At 59.7% G+C, this 21,226-nt stretch carries 23 protein-coding genes; 8 read left to right on the forward strand and 15 right to left on the reverse strand.

Annotated features, from left to right (window positions below; genetic code table 11):
- Positions 1–79: 79 nt before the first annotated feature.
- The 4 genes from ACQY4M_RS11995 (at position 80) to ACQY4M_RS12010 (ending at position 4,546) form a co-directional block, all read left to right on the forward strand.
- Positions 80–1,441, forward strand: coding sequence for a cytochrome ubiquinol oxidase subunit I (locus ACQY4M_RS11995; RefSeq protein ID WP_428544209.1), 1,362 nt, complete (start codon positions 80–82; stop codon positions 1,439–1,441).
- 9 nt (positions 1,442–1,450) lie between these two features.
- Complete coding sequence (gene cydB, locus ACQY4M_RS12000) at positions 1,451–2,455, forward strand: cytochrome d ubiquinol oxidase subunit II (protein WP_428544212.1); 1,005 nt, start codon at positions 1,451–1,453, stop codon at positions 2,453–2,455.
- Between the two features lie 111 nt (positions 2,456–2,566).
- Positions 2,567–3,793 (forward strand): IS256 family transposase, encoded by a 1,227-nt coding sequence (locus ACQY4M_RS12005; protein WP_428539582.1) that lies wholly within the window; start codon positions 2,567–2,569, stop codon positions 3,791–3,793.
- Between the two features lie 240 nt (positions 3,794–4,033).
- Positions 4,034–4,546 carry a hypothetical protein gene (locus ACQY4M_RS12010; RefSeq protein ID WP_428544215.1) on the forward strand — a complete coding sequence of 171 codons (513 nt, stop codon included), beginning with the start codon at positions 4,034–4,036 and terminating at the stop codon, positions 4,544–4,546.
- 83 nt (positions 4,547–4,629) lie between these two features.
- Here ACQY4M_RS12010 and ACQY4M_RS12015 read toward each other — a convergent pair whose 3' ends face one another.
- Together ACQY4M_RS12015 and ACQY4M_RS12020 are read right to left on the reverse strand one after the other, a co-directional pair.
- Positions 4,630–5,856 carry an IS256 family transposase gene (locus tag ACQY4M_RS12015; protein WP_428539895.1) on the reverse strand — a complete coding sequence of 409 codons (1,227 nt, stop codon included), beginning with the start codon at positions 5,854–5,856 and terminating at the stop codon, positions 4,630–4,632.
- 150 nt (positions 5,857–6,006) lie between these two features.
- Complete coding sequence (locus tag ACQY4M_RS12020) at positions 6,007–6,195, reverse strand: DUF1674 domain-containing protein (RefSeq protein ID WP_428544218.1); 189 nt, start codon at positions 6,193–6,195, stop codon at positions 6,007–6,009.
- A gap of 71 nt (positions 6,196–6,266) precedes the next feature.
- Here ACQY4M_RS12020 and ACQY4M_RS12025 point away from each other — a divergent pair, with 71 nt between their 5' ends.
- Complete coding sequence (locus ACQY4M_RS12025; protein ID WP_428544221.1) at positions 6,267–7,529, forward strand: RsmB/NOP family class I SAM-dependent RNA methyltransferase; 1,263 nt, start codon at positions 6,267–6,269, stop codon at positions 7,527–7,529.
- Here the strand turns inward: ACQY4M_RS12025 and ACQY4M_RS12030 are convergent.
- The 7 genes from ACQY4M_RS12030 to ACQY4M_RS12060 form a co-directional block, all read right to left on the reverse strand.
- The gene (locus tag ACQY4M_RS12030; RefSeq protein WP_428544224.1) at positions 7,526–8,440 is read right to left on the reverse strand and encodes a DMT family transporter; all 915 of its coding nucleotides are present in this window, start codon (positions 8,438–8,440) and stop codon (positions 7,526–7,528) included. The genes ACQY4M_RS12025 and ACQY4M_RS12030 overlap by 4 nt on opposite strands.
- Positions 8,437–9,474 carry a tRNA epoxyqueuosine(34) reductase QueG gene (gene queG, locus ACQY4M_RS12035; protein ID WP_428544227.1) on the reverse strand — a complete coding sequence of 346 codons (1,038 nt, stop codon included), beginning with the start codon at positions 9,472–9,474 and terminating at the stop codon, positions 8,437–8,439. Before queG ends, ACQY4M_RS12030 begins: the two co-directional genes overlap by 4 nt.
- Positions 9,471–10,136: a glutathione S-transferase family protein gene (locus ACQY4M_RS12040; protein ID WP_428544230.1), complete on the reverse strand. Its 666-nt coding sequence runs from the start codon at positions 10,134–10,136 to the stop codon at positions 9,471–9,473. The genes queG and ACQY4M_RS12040 overlap by 4 nt, the downstream gene beginning before the upstream one ends.
- A gap of 53 nt (positions 10,137–10,189) precedes the next feature.
- Positions 10,190–10,927 (reverse strand): monofunctional biosynthetic peptidoglycan transglycosylase, encoded by a 738-nt coding sequence (mtgA, locus tag ACQY4M_RS12045; RefSeq protein WP_428544233.1) that lies wholly within the window; start codon positions 10,925–10,927, stop codon positions 10,190–10,192.
- Positions 10,928–10,989: 62 nt separating this feature from the next.
- The gene (locus ACQY4M_RS12050; protein WP_428544236.1) at positions 10,990–12,777 is read right to left on the reverse strand and encodes a bifunctional molybdopterin-guanine dinucleotide biosynthesis adaptor protein MobB/molybdopterin molybdotransferase MoeA; all 1,788 of its coding nucleotides are present in this window, start codon (positions 12,775–12,777) and stop codon (positions 10,990–10,992) included.
- Entirely contained in the window at positions 12,774–13,397 is a 624-nt protein-coding gene (gene mobA, locus ACQY4M_RS12055) for a molybdenum cofactor guanylyltransferase MobA (RefSeq protein WP_428544239.1), read from the reverse strand. Before mobA ends, ACQY4M_RS12050 begins: the two co-directional genes overlap by 4 nt.
- Positions 13,394–14,281, reverse strand: a complete 888-nt coding sequence (locus ACQY4M_RS12060) for a formate dehydrogenase accessory sulfurtransferase FdhD (RefSeq protein ID WP_428544242.1) — start codon at positions 14,279–14,281, stop codon at positions 13,394–13,396. Before ACQY4M_RS12060 ends, mobA begins: the two co-directional genes overlap by 4 nt.
- Before the next feature lie 58 nt (positions 14,282–14,339).
- Here ACQY4M_RS12060 and ACQY4M_RS12065 point away from each other — a divergent pair, with 58 nt between their 5' ends.
- Together ACQY4M_RS12065 and ACQY4M_RS12070 are read left to right on the forward strand one after the other, a co-directional pair.
- On the forward strand, positions 14,340–15,044 hold the full coding sequence (locus tag ACQY4M_RS12065) for an AzlC family ABC transporter permease (RefSeq protein WP_428544245.1): 705 nt from the start codon (positions 14,340–14,342) through the stop codon (positions 15,042–15,044).
- Positions 15,041–15,370 carry an AzlD domain-containing protein gene (locus ACQY4M_RS12070; RefSeq protein WP_428544248.1) on the forward strand — a complete coding sequence of 110 codons (330 nt, stop codon included), beginning with the start codon at positions 15,041–15,043 and terminating at the stop codon, positions 15,368–15,370. The genes ACQY4M_RS12065 and ACQY4M_RS12070 overlap by 4 nt, the downstream gene beginning before the upstream one ends.
- Positions 15,371–15,392: 22 nt before the next feature.
- Here ACQY4M_RS12070 and ACQY4M_RS12075 read toward each other — a convergent pair whose 3' ends face one another.
- From ACQY4M_RS12075 to ACQY4M_RS12095, 5 genes are all read right to left on the reverse strand, one after another.
- Positions 15,393–16,001, reverse strand: a complete 609-nt coding sequence (locus tag ACQY4M_RS12075) for a hypothetical protein (protein ID WP_428544251.1) — start codon at positions 15,999–16,001, stop codon at positions 15,393–15,395.
- 29 nt (positions 16,002–16,030) lie between these two features.
- The gene (locus ACQY4M_RS12080; RefSeq protein WP_428544513.1) at positions 16,031–16,165 is read right to left on the reverse strand and encodes an aa3-type cytochrome c oxidase subunit IV; all 135 of its coding nucleotides are present in this window, start codon (positions 16,163–16,165) and stop codon (positions 16,031–16,033) included.
- Between the two features lie 77 nt (positions 16,166–16,242).
- Complete coding sequence (locus tag ACQY4M_RS12085) at positions 16,243–16,689, reverse strand: DUF6173 family protein (protein ID WP_428544254.1); 447 nt, start codon at positions 16,687–16,689, stop codon at positions 16,243–16,245.
- A gap of 3 nt (positions 16,690–16,692) precedes the next feature.
- On the reverse strand, positions 16,693–17,736 hold the full coding sequence (locus ACQY4M_RS12090) for an MBL fold metallo-hydrolase (protein ID WP_428544257.1): 1,044 nt from the start codon (positions 17,734–17,736) through the stop codon (positions 16,693–16,695).
- Positions 17,736–19,448: an acyl-CoA dehydrogenase gene (locus ACQY4M_RS12095; protein WP_428544260.1), complete on the reverse strand. Its 1,713-nt coding sequence runs from the start codon at positions 19,446–19,448 to the stop codon at positions 17,736–17,738. The genes ACQY4M_RS12090 and ACQY4M_RS12095 overlap by 1 nt, the downstream gene beginning before the upstream one ends.
- A 117-nt stretch (positions 19,449–19,565) precedes the next feature.
- On the opposite strand from ACQY4M_RS12095, the gene ACQY4M_RS12100 reads away from it, so the two are divergent.
- On the forward strand, positions 19,566–20,495 hold the full coding sequence (locus ACQY4M_RS12100; RefSeq protein ID WP_428544516.1) for an L-threonylcarbamoyladenylate synthase: 930 nt from the start codon (positions 19,566–19,568) through the stop codon (positions 20,493–20,495).
- Positions 20,496–20,622: 127 nt separating this feature from the next.
- Here ACQY4M_RS12100 and ACQY4M_RS12105 read toward each other — a convergent pair whose 3' ends face one another.
- Positions 20,623–21,192: a YqgE/AlgH family protein gene (locus tag ACQY4M_RS12105; protein WP_428544263.1), complete on the reverse strand. Its 570-nt coding sequence runs from the start codon at positions 21,190–21,192 to the stop codon at positions 20,623–20,625.
- Positions 21,193–21,226: the final 34 nt, after the last annotated feature.

Here is a 21,226-nt window from a genome sequence, read left to right on the forward strand (position 1 = left end):
ATATTGCTTTATGGCAAGCATCTCTATTAAACATGTATCCATTAAATATATATGGCTATTATAACTATGAGGCATCGCCATGTTTGACGGATTCACAGCCGAGGCTCTGGCACGGGCACAATTCGCCTTTACCATCTCGTTCCATATCATCTTTCCGGCCTTTTCTATCGGGCTGGCCAGTTTCCTGACGGTTCTAAACGCCCTCTGGCTGCGCACGCAGGACCGCACCTATCTGACGCTGTTTGAATACTGGAAAAAGATATTTGCAGTGGTGTTTGGCATGGGCGTGGTTTCGGGCATCGTCATGTCCTACCAGTTCGGCACCAACTGGAGCGTATTTGCCGACAAAACCGGCCCCATCCTGGGCCCGTTACTGGCCTACGAAGTTTTGTCTGCCTTTTTCCTGGAAGCTGGATTTCTGGGCATCATGTTGTTTGGCCGTGAAAAGGTGGGGCCGCGCCTGCACATGTTCGCAACTGCAATGGTGGCGATCGGCACACTGATGTCGGCCACATGGATTCTGTCGGCCAATTCCTGGATGCAGACGCCTGCGGGCTATTCCATCAACGAGGCGGGGCAGTTCATACCCCAGGATTGGTGGGCGATCATATTCAACCCGTCCTTCCCCTACCGTCTAGTGCATATGGTGCTGGCAGCGTTCCTGTCCACATCCTTTGCGGTTGCTGCTGTTGCTGGCTGGCATCTTTTGAAGGACCGCAACAATGGCGCAACCATGCGAATGTTTTCCATGGCGATGTGGATGGCGGCGATTGTTGCCCCGATCCAGATCATTGCCGGTGACGCGCACGGGTTGAACACACTGGAACACCAGCCCGCCAAGGTGATGGCGATGGAAGGTCACTACGACAGCCACCCTGACGGCGCCCCTCTGATCCTGTTTGGCATCCCGAACCCGCAGGAAAAGCGCATCGACTACGCTATTCAAATTCCGAAGTTGTCCAGCCTGATCCTGAAACATGATCTGAATGCACCGCTCGCGGGGCTGGACACAGTGCCGGATGCAGACGAGCCGCCCGTTACCGTTTTATTCTGGTCCTTCCGCATTATGATCGCCATTGGTTTTGCCATGCTGGGCATTGGCGGCTGGAGCCTGTGGCGGCGCTGGCGCGGCACCCTCTATCAAGACAAATGGCTGCACCGCGTTTCGGTTCTGATGGGACCAAGCGGCTTTATCGCTCTGCTGGCCGGATGGATCACCACCGAAGTCGGCCGCCAGCCCTTCACCGTCTATGGCGCGTTGCGCACGGTCGATTCCATCGGGCCGGTGGATGCGCCCGCCGTGGGCGCATCGCTGCTAGCCTTTATCTGGGTCTATTTCTTCGTCTTCGGCGCCGGGCTGTTCTACGTTTTCCGACTGATGCAGCAGGCACCGGATGCGCCCGCGCCGACCACCCCACCCGCCAACACAGTTCCCGCATAGGAGGCTGAAATGCTGTTCGATCTACCATTCATCTGGGCCGGTATCATCGCCTTTGCCGTGCTGACATATGTTGTCCTTGACGGGTTCGACCTTGGTGTCGGAATTCTGTTTCCCTTTGCCAAATCCGAACAGGACAAAGACCTGATGATGAATTCCATCGCGCCAGTCTGGGATGGCAACGAAACATGGCTGATCCTTGGCGGCGGGGGCCTGTTGGCCGTGTTCCCGCTGGCCTATGCCATCATCCTGCCCGCCCTGTACATGCCGATCATAACCATGCTGCTGGCACTGATATTCCGCGGGGTTGCCTTTGAGTACCGTGGCTGCACCAAACGCTGGAAACCGGTGTGGGAGGTTGGATTTGCCGCCGGATCAACCATCGCAGCAATGATGCAGGGCATTACCCTTGGCGCATTTGTGCAGGGGATTAACGTGGTGGACCGTGCCTATGCCGGTGGCTGGTGGGACTGGCTTAGCCCGTTCACTGTGCTGACCGGCCTGTCCGTGGTTGTCGGTTACGCCTTGCTGGGGTCAACATGGCTGATCCTGAAAACCGAAGGCGCGTTGCAACAAATGATGCGTGAAAAGGCCACCATGCTGGGCATGATCACACTGGCCGCAATCGGCACCGTCTCGGTGCTGACCCCGTTTCAGGATCCGGTCTACTTCCAGCGTTGGTTCAACCTGCCCGGCAGCCTTTATACAATGGTCGTGCCACTGGCGATGATGGCCCTGACTTGGCTGTTGTTCAGCAGCCTGAAAGCGGGTCACGAAGCCCGCCCCTTCATCGCCTCTCTGCTGATATTCGTGGTCAGTTTTGTCGGCGTCGGGATCAGTTTCTACCCCAACATCGTGCCCCCGTCTGTCAGCATCTGGGAGGCCGCAGCACCGGACTCGAGCCTGCGCTTCACCCTATATGGCACGCTGGCCCTGATGCCTGTGATCCTTGGATACACCGGATACGCCTATTGGGTGTTCCGTGGCAAAGTTAACCCTGACGAAGGATACCACTGATGACCCAACACAGGTAGTGTCGCGAGTTTGGTGGAAATTCGAGGACGGCGTAATCTCCGGGTGCATCGAAGCCACCCAACCGGCGGCTGGAACCGCCAAGGAGATCACGCCATGACAAAGAATACAGCAACATCGACATCCGCGCTACTGGCCAATGAAGCAGGCTATGACCCGATTGAAGACCGGCTGCGCCAGAACATCCGCGCGACGATCGAGGCGGTTTTCGAAGAGGAGCTGGAGCAGTTTCTGGGCCGTTGCCGGTATGGCCGCAGCGGCGGGGCAAAGGCCGGATACCGCCACGGGCATCGCGAGCGGCAACTGGTCGGAACATTTGGAACCGAAACGGTGCGCGTGCCGCGTGCGCGGATCACAGGCGAGGCCGGCAAGGCCAGAGAATGGCGCTCGAAGGCATTGCCCCGCTACCAGCGGCTGACGAAGAAGGCCGAGGCGCTGATCGCTGCTGTCTACCTTTCGGGCACCAACACACGGCGGGTAAAACGCGCCCTGTTCGGCCTGTTTCAGGGGGCGGTCAGCAAGGATGTGGTGAGCCGCGCCTGGCGCAAGGTGAAGGTGGACTGGCAGGCGTGGTGCGCCCGCAGCCTTGCGGATGAAGACATCGTGCGGCTGATCCTGGACGGCACCGTGATCAAAACGCGGATTGACAGGAAGGCCACCAATATCTCGGTTCTGGCCGCGATTGGCGTGCGCCGGGATGGGCAGAAGGTCTTGTTATCACTGATGAACATGGGCGGCGAAAGCACCTCCGCCTGGCGTCAGTTCATCAACGATCTGGATGCGCGCGGGTTGAAACGGCCCGAATTTGTCATCGTGGACGGGGCACCGGGACTTGAGGTCGCTCTCATTGCCCTCTGGGGTGAAGATCTGCCGATCCAGAGGTGCACGGTGCACAAGCACCGCAACCTTCTGGCCAAGGCACCCAAGCGTATGCATGATGAGTTGACAGAAGATTACCGCGACATGATCTACGCCAAAACACCCGAGGAAATCGCCACCCGCCGCAAGGCATTTCTGCGAAAATGGCGGCTGAAATGCAAGGCCGTCGCTGACAGCTTGGAAGAAGCAGGAGATAAGCTTTTCACCTTCACGCGTCTGCCACAAGGCCAGTGGAAATCGGCCAGAACGACAAATGCGATCGAACGCCTGAACGAGGAATTCCGCCGCCGCATCAAGACCCAGACCGTGCTGCCATGCGCCGAGACCGTGCCGATGCTGCTTTGGGCTCTGATGGCCTCGGGGCAGATCGTCATGCGAAAGGTCGATGGCTGGGAAACGCTCGCTCAGCCCGTCGCCGACGCAACCCTTGACCAAGCCGCCTGACCGGCGCATAACTCAACCCGCTCGGAGGTGCCTGAAATCAATTTCCACCACTTTCGAGACACAACCCTTTGGACAGTGTTCTGGATTCTGATGATAGTTCGCAACAGCAAGAGTGGTTTTCTTCTAAGGAAGATGCGCTAATCGCAGTGAGGGAAATGTGGGCATAATTACCAAATGTGGAAATTAAAGATGTATCGTTCAAAAGGACAATTGTCACACTGTCTCCGATAGGAACCATTTATGGCCCCAAACAATGGCAACAAGAATAAAGCAGGGCAACTGGTTCTGCTTCGCGGGGTCCACCCCTTTTATGTCGATATGGACTTTCAGGATTTTTGTGTAGCTTTGAAAGGCTGGGAGGTTGAAGATGCTAACGTTACCGTTGACGAGTATTCTCTAGGTGCCAAAAAGAAATGGGATACATCGCTAAGTTTTGTTGCCAAATGTAATTCATTTAGAGTTGTATTAAACTTTATAGGGAACCCCCGTGGGCGTGTGAATTTTTCAGATCTGGTAAGTATTGAAACAGATGATGCTATCTTGCCTGATGGCCGCGCTCTTTCCGAGATAGGTATTCGTGAATTTGAAGAAATATTTTCCTGTGAACTGATACGAGATGAGATACCCGACCACCAAATTGAGGGAATGGGGCACTGGAGTTGTGAAGATGATTTGGCGTCTATGTCAGTTTTTGAATATGAAGGACTGGTCACTGGTATAGGGATATACAGGGATCCTGTAAGCGATACTTGATGTGGGTGTCAGACATCGGTTGTGTCTCGAAAGTGGTGGAAATTGATTTCAGGCACCTCCGAGCGGGTTGAATTATGCGCCGGTCAGGCGGCTTGGTCAAGGGTTGCGTCGGCGACGGGCTGAGCGAGCGTTTCCCAGCCATCGACCTTTCGCATGACGATCTGCCCCGAGGCCATCAGAGCCCAAAGCAGCATCGGCACGGTCTCGGCGCATGGCAGCACGGTCTGGGTCTTGATGCGGCGGCGGAATTCCTCGTTCAGGCGTTCGATCGCATTTGTCGTTCTGGCCGATTTCCACTGGCCTTGTGGCAGACGCGTGAAGGTGAAAAGCTTATCTCCTGCTTCTTCCAAGCTGTCAGCGACGGCCTTGCATTTCAGCCGCCATTTTCGCAGAAATGCCTTGCGGCGGGTGGCGATTTCCTCGGGTGTTTTGGCGTAGATCATGTCGCGGTAATCTTCTGTCAACTCATCATGCATACGCTTGGGTGCCTTGGCCAGAAGGTTGCGGTGCTTGTGCACCGTGCACCTCTGGATCGGCAGATCTTCACCCCAGAGGGCAATGAGAGCGACCTCAAGTCCCGGTGCCCCGTCCACGATGACAAATTCGGGCCGTTTCAACCCGCGCGCATCCAGATCGTTGATGAACTGACGCCAGGCGGAGGTGCTTTCGCCGCCCATGTTCATCTGTGATAACAAGACCTTCTGCCCATCCCGGCGCACGCCAATCGCGGCCAGAACCGAGATATTGGTGGCCTTCCTGTCAATCCGCGTTTTGATCACGGTGCCGTCCAGGATCAGCCGCACGATGTCTTCATCCGCAAGGCTGCGGGCGCACCACGCCTGCCAGTCCACCTTCACCTTGCGCCAGGCGCGGCTCACCACATCCTTGCTGACCGCCCCCTGAAACAGGCCGAACAGGGCGCGTTTTACCCGCCGTGTGTTGGTGCCCGAAAGGTAGACAGCAGCGATCAGCGCCTCGGCCTTCTTCGTCAGCCGCTGGTAGCGGGGCAATGCCTTCGAGCGCCATTCTCTGGCCTTGCCGGCCTCGCCTGTGATCCGCGCACGCGGCACGCGCACCGTTTCGGTTCCAAATGTTCCGACCAGTTGCCGCTCGCGATGCCCGTGGCGGTATCCGGCCTTTGCCCCGCCGCTGCGGCCATACCGGCAACGGCCCAGAAACTGCTCCAGCTCCTCTTCGAAAACCGCCTCGATCGTCGCGCGGATGTTCTGGCGCAGCCGGTCTTCAATCGGGTCATAGCCTGCTTCATTGGCCAGTAGCGCGGATGTCGATGTTGCTGTATTCTTTGTCATGGCGTGATCTCCTTGGCGGTTCCAGCCGCCGGTTGGGTGGCTTCGATGCACCCGGAGATTACGCCGTCCTCGAATTTCCACCAAACTCGCGACACTACCCAGACATCTATTGCAAATGATCACTGTCCACTTCGGTAGAAGTATGCCCCCTCAAAAATCCACCGCGATCCCCTTCTTCTCCCAATCGCCATAGCGCACAGGTTCCGGACCGTCGCGGCCGCCCAGTTCTTTGGGCAGTTCTGCGGCTTTGGCCTTTTGGCGGCGCTCCTCGGCTTCCTTCAGCGCGCGTTGGGCAGCGGGGGGCAGGTCTTTGGGGGTATCTGGGCACGTATCGGGCATGGCTCATCTCTTGTTCAGCTTGCCCCTATGATATAGGCCGAAACACAGGCACTTCAACAAAGGAATACACCATGTCCCAACCCGGTCTAAACCCGCGCCGCGCGGCGGTTCGATTGCTGGACGGGGTGTTGGGCAAAGGCGCGTTGCTACCCGAACTGTTGGTGACCGGTGCGCTGGACAGGCTGGACCCATCCGAAAAGGCCCGCGCACAGCGGTTGGTAATGGAAACCCTGCGCTGGATGGACCGGGCCGACCGGATGCTGGGGCCGTTCCTGCAACGCAAACCGGACCTGATGGTGCATAATGTGTTGCGCCTGTCCGTGGTGGAACTGTGCGTCGATGGCGCGGCGGCGCACGGGGTGGTGAATTCGGCGGTGTCGATGGTCAAGGCGGACAAGGTAAATCATCGCGCCTCGGGCATGGTCAACGCGGTGCTGCGCAAGATCGACGTGGCGGCGTGGGACAAGCTGCCGCTGCCGCGATTGCCGAAATGGTTGCGCAAACCGCTGGTGGCCGATTACGGCAAGAAAACCGTCGAGGCGATGGAAGCCAGCTTTGCCAAGGGCGCGCCGCTGGATTTGACCCCCAAAGGGGATGCGGCGCCGCTGGCCAAGGCGGTTGGCGGCACAGTGTTGCCGACTGGATCAGTGCGGGTGTTGGGGGCTGGTCAGGTCTCGGCCCTTGCCGGATATGAGGCAGGCGACTGGTGGGTGCAGGACGCCGCCGCCGCAATCCCCGCCAAGGTTTTGAACGCACAGGCCGGTGAACGGGTGCTGGATATGTGCGCCGCCCCCGGTGGCAAAACGATGCAACTGGCCGCGGCAAGGGCCGATGTGGTGGCGATTGATGTCTCCAAAAAGCGGATGGCACGGGTGCGCGAAAATCTGGAGCGCACAGGGCTGGATGCAACCTTGCGGGTTACGGACGCGCTGGAGTGGCGCGAGGCGCTGTTTGACGCGATCCTGCTGGATGCGCCATGCACCGCGACGGGCACGATCCGGCGGCATCCCGATTTGCCCCACGCCAAGGATGGCGCGGGTTTTCCCGCGTTGTTTGCCTTGCAGGAATGTATGATTGATCACGCCCTAAGCCAGTTGAAACCCGGCGGGCGACTGGTGTTTTGCACCTGCTCGCTGTTGCCGGATGAAGGCGAAATCCAGGTCGAGGACGCGTTGAAGCGGCATAAGGATATTTCGGTCGAGCCTATCACGTTAACGGGGCTTGATCCGGCATGGGCCACCCCTGAAGGCGGCCTGCGGCTGCGCCCCGATTACTGGGGGGATATGGGCGGCATGGACGGGTTTTACATCGCCATCATTCGCAAGGCTTCTTAGCGCGGTTTGGTAACATTGCGCATGGCGGTGCGGGCCAGCCCCAACTGCCGTTCGCGAAACACGATGGCCACGCCCGACAGGATGATCAATGCGGCACCGGCCAGCATCGCCCATGTGGGCACCTCGCCGAAGGCGAAATAGCCGATCAGCAATGACCAGATCATCGACACATAGGTGAACGGCGCCAAGGTGCTGGCATCGGCAAAGCGGTAGCTGCTGGTCAGCAATATCTGCCCAACCCCGCCAACCACGCCCGCGCCGATCAGGTAAAACCACTCCATCCCCACCGGCCAGACCCAGCCGAAGGGCAGCGAAAACAGCGACAGAACCATCGATGTCATCGAGAAATAGAACACGATGGCCGCAGTTTTCTCGATCCCCGCCATGCTTTTGATCGCGATCTGCGCAAAAGCGGCAAATCCGGCCGATGCCAGCACCATCCCCGCCCCGATCAATTCGCGCCGCCCCGCGCCTGCAAACCCGGCATCAAGACGCGGCCACAGGATGATCAGCACCCCGACCAGCCCCGCCAAAACCGCCGCCAGACGCACCATGCGGATGCGTTCGCCCAGCAGGATGGCTGCAAAGATCACAATCAGGATCGGGGTGATAAACCGCAGGGCCGTGACCTCGGGCAGAGGCAGGAATTTCAGACCGGCAAAGCCCAGCCCCATCGCCAGCGTCCCTGCCACGCTGCGGTAGATGTGGCCGCGATAGTTTTGTGTGTGCAACCCGTGTTTCAGATCACCGCGCGAGGCCAGCCAGATCAGGATGATCGGCAATGCACAGGCCGAGCGAAAGAACACCGCCTCGCCTGCGGGCACCCTTCCGGCGGCTTTGACAAAGGCGGACATCAGGGAAAACACCGTCACCGCCAGCACGATCAGCAATATGCCGCGCGCGGGCCTCATGCTGTTAGCCGTTCAACGGCCCAGCGGGCGGCATCGGCGACCATTTCCTCTTCGTCATTCACCAATCCGGCGGCGACATCGCGCAGGGCAGAATCGCCGGAATTGCCGATGGCATACAAAACATTGCGCACGAACCGGCCCCGTTTCATCCGCTTGACCGGACTGCCGGAAAACATTTCGCGAAAGGCGGTATCGTCCAGCACCGCCAGCTCTGCCAGCTTTGGCGCCAGCAGTTCATCGCGGGCGATATAGCGCATCTCGCGGGCCTCGGCTGCGAATTTGTTCCACGGGCAGGCGGCAAGGCAATCGTCGCAACCATAGATGCGGTTGCCAAGGGCGGTGCGGAATTCCAAATCCACCGGTCCCCAGTGTTCAATCGTCAGATAGGAAATGCAGCGCCGCGCATCCAGTTGGTAGGGCGCGGGGAACGCGTTGGTCGGGCAGGCGTCCAGACAGGCGGTGCAACTGCCGCAGGTTTCACTTGCCCGTTCGTCGGTCGGCAATTCAACGGTGGTAAAGATCGACCCAAGAAAGAACCAGCTTCCCAGATCGCGCCCGACCAGATTGGTGTGCTTGCCCTGCCAGCCCAGCCCAGCCGCCGCCGCCAGCGGTTTTTCCATCACCGGCGCGGTATCGACGAACACTTTGATCTGCGCCTTAGGTTCCTGTTCCAGCAGCCAGCGCCCGACCCGTTTCAGCCGTTTCTTGACAATATCGTGGTAGTCGCGGTTTTGGGCATAGACCGAAATCGCGCCCCTGTCCGGCATCCCGACCACCTGCATCGGGTCATGGTCGGGCGTGTAAGGTTCGGCCAGCATGATCACCGATTTTGCCTCGGGCCACAGTTCCGCCGGATCACCGCGCCAGTTCATCCGTTCCGCCATCCAGCCCATCTGGCCGTGGCGCCCCTTTTTGACATAGGTTTTCAGGCGCTCGGCAATCTGTGGCACGTCCCACGGGCGACAGATACCTACCTTGGAGAACCCCTCGTTCAGGGCGAAATCAACCAGCCGCGCCTTTAGCTCGGCCGTCAAAAATCCAGATCCGCGTAATGGGCAGGCGGCGGAAAGCCCGACACCTGATCGGCCAGAATGGACCGGAACGCGGGGCGCGATTTGATCTTGGCATACCATTCGCGCACGTTTTCGTTGCGGTTCCAGTCGACGTCTGAAATATAATCCAGCGATGACAGATGTGCAGCGGCGGCGAAATCGGCCAGCGTCATTTGCCCGCCTGCCAGCCAGCGGCGCTGATCCAGCAACCAGCCCATATAATCCAGATGGAATTTGATCTTTTTGGCACCGGCCTTGATGTTCTTGCTGTCCGGATACCCCTGCCCCATCACCTTTTTGTTCACCCGCTCATACAGCAGGTTGGCGGTAACCTCGTGATGGAATTTATCGTCAAACCAGCTGACCAGCCGCCGCACCTCGTAACGCTGTTTGGGGTCTTTGGGCAGCAGGGCGGGCTCTGGATATGCCTCTTCCAGATATTCGCAGATCGGGGCGGATTCGGCCATTGTCATGCCGTCCATTTTCAGCACCGGCACCTTGCCCGCCGGATTGCGGCGCAGGAAATCCGGGTCTTGCTCCCAGTATTTTTCCTCGACCAGTTCGACCTCGATCTTCTTTTCCGCCAAGGACAGGCGCACCTTGCGGCAATAGGGGGATAGCGGAACGTGGAAAAGTCGGTTCATTGCAAATACCACTCGGTTTTTTCTTTTGTATTAGCCGTGATTGGCCACACATATCAACCTTCGAAACAGGCCGACCGCCCATCCGCGCGGATGGTTGCCGCCCCGCTGATGATCGCGCGGGTGCGTTTGCGGATAAATGCCGTGGGCTTTGACGCCGACCGCCCCTTGGGATTTGGCAACACGGCGGCAAGGCGCGCGGCCTGTGTCGGGGTCAGGTCTTCGGGGCCAACGCCAAAGTAATGCCGCGCCGCCGCCTCGACCCCGAACACGCCTTCGTCAAATTCAGCAATGTTCAGGTAAACCTCGAGTATCCGGCGCTTGGTCCAGACGGCCTCGATTAGCGGTGTCATCAAGGCCTCGAGCGCCTTGCGGGTCCAGCTGCGGCCCTGCCAAAGGTAGGTATTCTTCACCACCTGCTGGCTGATGGTTGATGCGCCACGGTTGGCGCCGGAATCGATTGCCGCCCGGATCGCGACCATGTCAAAGCCCCAGTGATTGCAGAAATTCGCATCCTCGGCGGCGACGACCGACCGTGCCATAACAGGGGCGATTTCGTCGATCGGCACCCACATGCGGTCAACCCCGTCCAGACGGCGGGATTCGGACCAGATGTAGGGGGTGGTTGGCGGGTTTACAAAGGCATAGAAAACCACGGCCAGAACCATCAGAGCAGCAAACACCAGACCGGCGCGAAACGCCCATTTCATCACCCACCGGAGCGGGCGAAAACGCCGCTTTTCGGCGGGCGCGTCCTTCTTCGGCTTTTTCTTGGCCGCGGGTTTCTTTTTCACTGTTTTCTTAGCCACAGGAAACCATAGCCGCCGGATGTTGCGCGGTGCAAGCCCCGTTCAGGTTAATCGGGAATACCAAGGCTGCCGTATGGCAAAAAGCGCACCATGTCGCCTTCGTTGATATCCAGCGCGCCGTCGGGCAGTTCCACCAGACCATTGGCCCACGCCAGCCCCGATATCCGGCCCGAGCCTTCGGATTTGAACACCTCGACCCGTCCGTCCGCACCCATCCGCGCCCGCAAATATTCACGCCGGCCCGGTTTTTTGGATTTGCTAAAGGCAGCAGGCACCATGAACCCTTGCGGCGTGACCCAGCCCGCGCCGGACAGGGCCGACAATGAAGGGCGGGCGAAAATTGCCGCGGTGACAAAGGCCGCGACGGGGTTGCCCGGCAGGCCGAACACCGGCACCCCGTGCCACATGCCCAACGCCAGCGGTCGCCCGGGTTTCAGTGCGATGCGCCATGCCTCGAGCGCGCCTTCTTCTTTCAACAGGGCGGAAACATGATCTTCGTCCCCCGCCGAGGCCCCGCCCGAGGTCAGAATCACATCCACCTTTTCGCGGGCATCATCCAGACAGGTTTTCAGCAGCGCGCGGTCATCCTTCACATGGCCCAGATCGACAGCTTCGTGGCCCCATTCCGCCGCCAGCGCCAACAGCATCGGGCGGTTGGCGTCATAGGTTTTGCCCTTGGGCGATGCACCGCCATCGGCAGGCACGATTTCATCACCAGTCGATAGAACCCCGACCCGCAGGCGTTTGTAAACCGTCACACTGGCAACACCCAAACCGGTCAGCAAGGCCAGATCGGGGCTACGCAGTTTGTGACCCGCAGCCAAGGCCAACTGCCCCGCCTCGACATCCTCGCCCGCCTTACGGGTGTTGGCGTTCGGTTTGACCGGCCCCTGAAACGCGACATGCCCGTCCTGCACGTTCACGTCTTCCTGCATCACCACGGTATCGACCCCTTCGGGGATCAGCGCGCCGGTCAGAATGCGGATCGCATGGCCCGCAGGCACCACACCTTCAAACGGCTCGCCAGCGGCCGCGCGGCCATCGACCAGCGGCAAAACCTGTGGGCCATCCATGGTGTCGGCATGGGCAAATCCATATCCATCCACCGCCGAATTGGCGCCGGGCGGGTTCGAGCGCAGCGCCATCTGGTCCACCGCCAACACGCGGCCAGCGGCATCTGGCACGGCGATTTCTTCGGTTCCGACAACCAGCCCCAGACGATCCTTCAGATGCGCAAGGGCATCATCCACAGGCATCCATTCCACACCGGGCGGCAGGGCAAAACAGTCGTCTTTCATAACAGGTGCGGCGATGTCGGGAACGCCCGCAACCGGTTTGGCAACCAGCCCTGTTTCCTGCAAAATGAAATCCGCAATCGCCACGGTGTCATCCAGATTGAACACCGGCACCGACAGGCCTTGCGGGTCATTGTCACTGGCCACGGCCCGCACGGTTTCATCCTCGAGCGCCAGCAGGGGTTGGCCCGTGGCTTTGCGGTTGGCCTCGATCTTGGGGTGATCGTCGCGCTTGTAGCCCTCGATCAGCACCAGATCATTGGGCGACAGATGCGCCAGCAATTGTTCCAGCACGGGTTCGTCCTGCCCGCGCAGTTCGTGCATCAACGCCCAGCGCTGGCGCGAGGCCAGCAGCACTTCGGTTGCCCCTGCCTCGCGGTGGCGGTAGCTGTCTTTGCCCTGATGATCGACGTCAAAACTGTGATGCGCGTGCTTCAGTGTCGCCACAGTGAACCCGCGCGATGTGATCTCGGCCACCAGCCGTTCCATCAGACCGGTTTTGCCCGAATTCTTCCAGCCAACAACCCCGAAAACCCTCATGCCTTTTCCCCTGTCAGCAATTCTTCTGCCCGTGTCATATCCTCGGGCGTGTTGACGTTAAAGAAGGGATCGAACCCCTGCACGTCAAACGGCGCTAATGCCGCACCGTGGCTGTCGGTCCATTGCACGATCTTGCGCACCCCGTCGGTCAGCGCTACCCGCAGGTCATCACGCAGGGCGACCGGCCACAGGCCAAAGGTGGGCTGGCGCAACATCCCGCGTGTGGGGTGCGGAGTGGCGGCAAGGGCAATCGGCACGCCTTGGGTTTCGGCCGCCAGTTGCAAGCGCGGCACCAGATCGGCGGGGAAAAACGGTGTGTCGGCGGCGGCGGTCACGATATGCTCCGCCCCCTGCCCTGCGGCCCAGTCCAGACCGGCCAGAACCCCCGCCAAAGGCCCCGCGAACCCCTCAACACTGTCGGCCACCACCGGCAGCCCGTATTCAGCGAACCGCCCCGCATCGCCATTTGCATTGATCGCCAGACCGGCCACTTGCGGTTCCAGCCGTTCAATCACCCGTGACAGCAGGCTTTGGCCGCCCAGCATCAGCAACCCCTTGTCACCACCGCCCATGCGCCGCGCCAGACCGCCCGCCAGTATCACACCCAAAGGAGCCTTCATCCCTCATACGCCCCCTTGCGACGATGTTTCTTGTCCTCGTCCGGCACCGATGAGGGGTCCGCATCACGCACCAGCCGTTCAGCCCCCGCAAGGCACTGGAACCGCCGCCCGCGCATCCGCCCGATCAGCGTTAAACCGACCTGATTGGCAATCTCCACGCCCCAAGCGGTAAAGCCCGAACGCGAGGCCAGAACCGGTATTCCCATCATCGCCGTTTTGATCACCATCTCGCTGGTCAACCGGCCCGTGGTATAGAGGATCTTGTCCGCCGCCGTGACGTTGTTGGACAGCATCCAGCCCGCCACCTTGTCCACCGCGTTATGTCGCCCCACGTCCTCCATATAGACCAGCGGGCGGTCCTTCTCGCACAGCACCGTACCGTGTAGCGCACCAGCGGTCAGATATAGGCTCGGCGTGCGATTTATCTTGTCCGACAGCGCATAAAGCCAGGATGTGCGCAGTTCGGCATCGGGCAATTTCACCCCCGCCAACCCCTCCATCATATCGCCAAACACCGTGCCCACGGCACAGCCCGACGTGCGGGTTTTGCGGGCCAGTTTATCCTCGTAATCGGTTTCAACGGCGGTCCGCACCACAACGGTTTCCAGTTCCTCGTCAAAATCGACGCCGGTAATTTCCTCGTCCTCGGCCAGCATCCCCTGATTGCGCAGGAACCCCAGCGCCAGATAATCGGGGTAATCGCCGATGGTCATCGCCGTGACGATCTCGCGTTTGTTCAGGAAAATTGTCAGCGGGCGCTCCTCGATCACGCGCACCTCTTGCACCTGCCCCAGATGATCCACCGCAGGCACCGCACGGGTCAGCCGCGCGGCCTCGGGATCGGGCGCGATCAGATAGTCGGTCAGATGGTCGTTATTTGCCATTTACATGTTCCCCAAAAACACCCTACTCCGGAAAGCAAGATTAGCGAACGGAACGAAAATGACCACCACAAAACGCGCCTTTCTGCAAGGTATCCGTGACAGCCTGCCCTTTATCGTGGTGGTCGCCCCTTTCGCGATGCTGTTCGGCGTGGTCGCAACCGAGGCCGGCCTGTCACCATTGCAAACCTTCGGCTTTAGCGTGGCGGTGATTGCAGGGGCGGCCCAGTTTGCCGCCGTGCAACTGATCGCCGACAACGCGCCGCTGCTGATTATCGTTGCCACAGCGCTGGCGGTAAACCTGCGGATGGCGATGTATTCGGCCTCGATCGCGCCATACCTGCGCGGGGTGCCGTTCTGGCAGCGGGCGTTCATATCCTATGTGCTGGTTGATCAAAGCTATGCCATTGGATTGCTGAAATACGAAACCGAACCGGACCTGACACCACCCGCCCGCGTTGCCTATTTCTTCGGCACGATGGTACTGAATATGCCGCTTTGGTATGGCGGCACATTGGTCGGCGCGTTGGTCGGCAACCGTATCCCGCAGGACTATGCGCTGGATTTCGCGGTGCCGATCACCTTTTTGGCGCTGGTCGGGCCGATGCTGAAAACGGCGGCACATGTGGCGGCGGCGTTTACCTCGGTTCTGCTGACGCTGGTGCTGGCGTTCCTGCCCTTTAATCTGGGACTGATGGTGGCGGCACTGGTGGCGATGATGGTCGGCGCACAGGTGGAACTGATGGTGGAAAGGCGGCGGGCATGACTATGGGCAACGCAGAAATCTGGACCGTTATCGCGCTGGTGGCAATTGGCACCTATCTGATCCGGTTTTCCTTTATCGGCCTGATCGGGGATCGCGACCTGCCCCCCTGGGTGCTGCGCCATCTGCGCTATACGCCGGTTGCCGTGCTGCCCGGTCTGGTTGCCCCGCTGGTGCTGTGGCCCGAGGCCACAGGCGGAAACCCCGACCTGCCCCGCCTGATGGCGGCGGCAGTGACGGTGCTGTTAGGTGTGATGTTCAAAAACCTGCTGCTGGCAATTCTCGGCGGCGGTGCCACCCTGTTCGTGATGCTGCAAGTGATGGCGTAGGGCGGGGTTCACCCCGCCACCCCTAATACCGGTTCTTCTGCTGTTCTTTCAACAGTCCCGAATTGTCGTCCTCGTCATCATCATAGACCGTATGTTCCACCACGCCCGGAATTTGGCTGAATTCCCGCATTGCCTTCTTCGGATAGAACGTCTCTTTTATGCTTTCAAACCCCGGCAAAGTGCGCAACACCTGCGTAATACTTTTGGTGCAAAACGCCTTTGGTGCTGCCCCATGTGCCTCGACCGCGCGAATGGCCATTTCGGCCACTTCGGGCGACACTTCAACCGTTTGCATCACCGTGTGATAGGTCACGCGGGTATGGTAATCGATGTAATAGCTCAGCACACGCGGCGTGATGCCATAATGCACGTCGTTGCGTTCGGGGATGCTGGGACTCCACCACGTCCCGGCCGGATCGAACAGCACCCGCTGCGAGCCGTTGATCATCAGACCCGCATGTGCCCCGCTGCCTGTGCGGTTTGAAATCACGGTGAACAAGGTGATCGAGGGCGGGCCATCGTGGTGATACCGCACCCGCGCTACATCCGCGTCAGGCGCCCATTTTGGCTCGGCCGCGCCACAAGCCGCCAGAATCAGGGGCAGCAAAAGGCCCAGCAATAATTTACGCATTCGTCACTCCGTCACCCTTAAAATACGGGTTAGCCTCGTATCAATCCCAGAAAAAACAAAAACACCAACGCGCCCAGCAGCCCGTACCCGGCAAATCTTAAAAACCCGTGAAAGGTTTTTTCCTGTGCGGATGTATCCATTGATCCATGTTTAAATTCAGACATTTCCGTTTCCTTTTCTCCAGTTCGCCCAACCGGAATAAACGATTTTTCCGCGTCTGTCACGCATGGATAATCCGGCCTTATTCCGCCTTCAGATCCGCCACCAGCCGAAAGCCGATCCTGTTGGGTTCGGCGGCATCCGCCACCTTGGGAACTGCGCGCAACATCACACTAAGTTGCGTAACATGCTGGATCAGCTGGGTCTTGGTGCCACCGCCATCCTGTCCGTAAAATGTCACGATGTCGGGGTCGAAAAATCCCAGCCCCTCGATCCGCAAAACACCGGCATCGCCGCCAACAAATCCCACCGCAACCTCGTGTTCATTGTCCAGTTGTTCTTCGAAATTCTGGATATAAATGACCAGCCGTTCATAGGCCCATTCGGCGGGGCTTTTGTCATCAACCGGCTTGTTTGCAATGCCTTCGGGCAGCGGTTTGTTTTCCGCAGTTTCGGGCGCGTCGGGGTCCAGATGCACCACATGGGCACGCGGTTCGGAACAGGATTTATCCCAGGGTTTCTTTGCCATTCCCTACCCTTTCAAAGACCACAGCCACGCGCCATCCTCGCGCATTTCCCGATGTGCCTGCCCGGTGGCAAGCATGTGGTTAAGGTGGGCCATCGCCTCGACCAAGGCAAGGCCATAGACATCTTCGCCGATCTTGCGTTTGAACAGCGGCGCAAAACAGTCCGAGGCCACACGCGGCGTTTGCAGATGTTCCGCCAGCCGTTTCAGGCAACCGTGGTGGTTTTCGATCAGCTGACGCAGGCGGGTGGGCAGGCCGATGAACGGCAACTTGTGGCCGCCCAGAACCAGTTGATCCTCGCGGGCAAGCGGGGCCAGCCGTTCGCAGGATTCCAGCCAGTCGGCCACCGGATCTGCATCGGGTTCGGTGGCATAAACGCCGATGTTGGGGGAAATCGAGGGCAACAATTGGTCGCCGCCCAGCACAAGGTTGTCGTCCCTGCTCCAGAACGTCGCGTGTTCGGGCGCGTGGCCGTTGCCGATATGCACGTCCCACATCCGCCCGCCAATGCGGAGCACATCGCCCTGTTTGATTCGTTTGAACCCCAGCGGCATCGGCGCAACCACATCGGCAAAATTGAAGGGGCGCTCGTTGGCCCGTTTGTCATAGATCGCTGCATCCATCCCGCCGGATCGCCAGAACGCCAGCGTTTCCGGCGTAGGCCGGTCTTGCACATCCAGCGTCAACATGCGTGAAAACAGCCACGCGGTGCGGGTGGTCCGCAACTCGGCCCCATATTCGGCCTGAAACCAGCCCGCCAGCCCAACGTGGTCTGGATGGTGGTGGGTAACGATCACGCGGGAAACAGGTTTGCCCGCTAGCGGTCCCTTCAGCAGCTTTTGCCTGATGGCACGACTGCGGCGGGTATCAAAACCGGTGTCGATGATGGTCCAGCTATCGCCACCGTCCAGCGCATAGATGTTCACATGGTCCAGCGCCATTGGCAGCGGCAGGCGCATCCACAGCACACCATCAGCAACTTCTATCGCCTCGCCCTCGGCGGGTGGGGTTTCATACGGGTAGCGAATGCTGGCAATCGGGTGATCCATCAGGCCGATAGATCATCAACCGATATGCTATACAAGCCCTTGGCGCCCGCTTTGGCATGGATCAAAAGCGCTGCGTGTTCCGGCAACAGACGGGCGATATAGAACCGCGCCAGTTCGCTGCGTGGCCCCTTGCCACCCTCGGCCACTGCCGTTTTCAGATGAAAATGTGAACCCAGCACGCGGGCGAATGCCTTTTGATAGGGCACGGCGCCGGCAAAGCGTTCGTTTATATCGTCCTGCGACACCAGCCATTCGGTGGCCTCGCGCAGGGTTTCTGCCGCATCCCAGACCGCACCGGCCATATCGGGGAAATCCCCGCGCACGGCTTCGGCGTTTGCCTCGATCTCGTCGATCAGACGAAAGGCCATCTCGCCGCCGTCCATCATCTTGCGCGCCACAAGGTCCATCGACTGGATACCGTTGGTGCCTTCGTAAATCTCGGTCACGCGCACGTCGCGGACATATTGGGCCGCGCCCGTTTCTTCGATATAGCCCATGCCGCCATGCACTTGCAGTCCCAGATTGGCCACCTTCGTGCCTGTGTCGGTGCCATAGGCCTTGGCGATTGGCGTCAGAAACGCCGCGCGGGTTTTCCACTCGGTCTGAGCGGTTGCATTGGCCATATCAATCGCCACCCCGCAGGCCAGCGTAATCGCACGGGCCGCATGGATTTCCGACTTCATCGTCAGCAGCATCCGGCGCACATCGGCGTGATCCACAATGGTGCCTTCCCCCAGCGGTGTGCGCCCCTGTTTGCGCTCCAGCGCATAGGCCAGCGCATGTTGATACGCCCCTTCCGCCGCGCCCAGCCCCTGAACGCCAACCCCCAGACGGGCGTTGTTCATCATGGTGAACATTGCTTTCATACCCTGATGGGGTTCACCCACCAGCCAGCCGGTCGCGCCCTCATATTCCATCACGGCAGTGGGGCTGGCGTGCAGGCCCATCTTGTGTTCCAGCGACACCACCTTCAGGCTGTTGGCCACACCCGGGTTGCCGTCTGCATCAGGGATCAGTTTGGGCACCATGAACAGGCTGATGCCTTTGGTTCCCGGCACACCGTCCGGCAGACGCGCCAGCACCAGATGGCAGGTGTTGGCAATGAAATCCGTATCGGCCCAGCTGATGAAAATCTTGGTGCCGGTAATCGCATAGGTGCCATCCCCGTTCGGTTCGGCCTTGCTGCGCAATGCGCCGACGTCCGAGCCAGCCTGCGGTTCAGTCAGGTTCATCGTGCCGTGCCATTCGCCGCTGATCAGTTTGGGCAGGTACAGCGCCTTGATCTTGTCGCTGGCGTGATGCTCCAATGCCTCGATCTGGCCCTGCGACATCAGCGGGTTCAACTGCATTGCCAGACAGGCCCCCGCCATCATTTCATTTACCGCTGTGGTAACGGCCATCGGTAGGCCCATGCCGCCGCTTTCGGGCCGTGCGGAAATGCCGATCCAGCCGCCATCTGCAATCGCGCGGTATCCTTCGGCAAAACCGGGGCTGCACCGCACCTTGCCGTTTTCCAGAACGGCGGGGTTCAGATCACCGGCACGCTGCAACGGGTCCAGCACCTTGCCGCTCAATTTTCCCGCCTCGTTCAAAATCGCCTCGACCATATCTGGCGTTGCCTCGGCGAACAGATCGGTCGCGGCCACCTGATCCAGCCCGACCACATGGTCAAACAAAAACCGGAAATCTGAAACGGGGGCGCGGTAGGGCATGGTCTTTCCTTTTAGAAACGGCTTGGATATGTCAGCAGTAATGCGGGCAACCTAACCGAAGTTGCCCACCTATCAACCAGAACGCAGCGTCAGACCGTGGAACAGATCAAAACCGAAATGCTGAATGCCGATGAAACCGGCACCAAACGTGCCGCTGCTGTGCTGCGTGACGGCGGGCTTGTCGCCTTTCCTACGGAAACGGTTTACGGGCTGGGCGCGGATGCCTGTAACGGACAGGCGGTAGCGCGGATTTATCAGGCCAAGGGGCGACCATCCTTCAACCCGCTGATCGTGCATGTGGCCACGCTGGAAATGGCCCAAGGGATTGCGGTGTTTGACGATACCGCCCTGCGCCTTGCCAGCGCCTTCTGGCCCGGCCCGCTAACGCTGGTTCTGCCCCTGCGCCCCGAGGCGGATGTTTCGCCGCTGGTCACCGCCGGCCTGTCCACCATCGGCCTGCGCCTGCCCGACAGTGAAACCGCCCGGCACCTGCTTGCCACCTTCAACGGCCCCGTTGCCGCACCCTCGGCCAACCCGTCGGGGAAAATCAGCCCCACCACGGCCAAACATGTGGCCGAAGGCCTGTCCGGCAAAATCAACGCCATCCTTGACGCCGGTCCCTGCGCGGTTGGCCTTGAAAGCACTATAGTCGGCTTTGATCCCGCGCCGGTCCTGCTGCGCCCTGGCGGCTTGCCTGTCGAGGCAATCGAAGCCTGTCTTGGCGCCCCACTAAAGACACACCAACCGAACGAAACACCCAACGCCCCCGGCCAGCTGTCATCGCATTATGCCCCGACTGCGACCTTGCGCCTGAACGCAGGCAGCAAAAAAGCGGGGGAACTCAAACTGGGCTTCGGACCGGATGATCATGCCGATCTGAACCTCTCGCCCACCGGAGATCTGGTCGAGGCGGCGGCCAATCTGTTCACCCACCTGCACGCATTGGACGCAAAAGGCGCGCCCATCGCTGTGGCGCCGATCCCGAACAAAGGCCTTGGCATCGCCATCAGCGACCGCCTGAAACGCGCCGCCGCACCCCGTTCTTGACTTCTTCTTGCTAAAAATACCTCCGCCGGAGGCTTCTGCTTTCAACCGCCAAACCGGCCTTGAAAACAAGGCACCCCGTCCCGTTTTCTTTCAAAGAAAACGTTCTGAAATCTTTGCAAGATTTCAGCTACGCCCGCCCCGCCGTTGCCGACAGCATGAACGGGTCAATCCCCAGCAGTTTCAGCGCCGCTACCCATTTGTCGGCATCCGGCACATCGAACACCACTTCGGGTGTCGCATCACAGGTCAGCCAGCCGTTTTGCTGCAGCTCATCCTCAAGCTGCCCTGCGCCCCAACCGGAATAACCCAGCGCCAACAATGCCGTATCTGGCCCCTTGCCCGCCACCATGTCCATCAGCACATCGCGCGTGGCAGTCATGCCAAAGCGGTCATCCACCGTCAGGGTCAGATCGTCCAGATGGTAATCACCGGAATGCAACACAAACCCGCGCCCCAGCTCCACCGGTCCGCCAAAATAAATCCGCGTGTCCGGCGCACCCTTTGCGCCATCAATCGAAAGTTGCTCCAACAATTTCGGAAAAGTCACCTCGGGTGTGGGTTTGTTGATGATCAACCCCATCGCGCCGTCATCCGAATGGGCACACATATAAACCACGCTTTTTTCAAAGCGCGGATCGCCCATTCCGGGCATGGCGATCAACAGCTTGCCACACAGGTTCACGGTATTTTCAGGCATATCCATACCATCAAAATGGGGCAGCGCAGGCACA

The organism is Profundibacter sp. (genome assembly GCF_965277155.1).
Classification (GTDB): Bacteria; Pseudomonadota; Alphaproteobacteria; order Rhodobacterales; family Rhodobacteraceae; genus Profundibacter.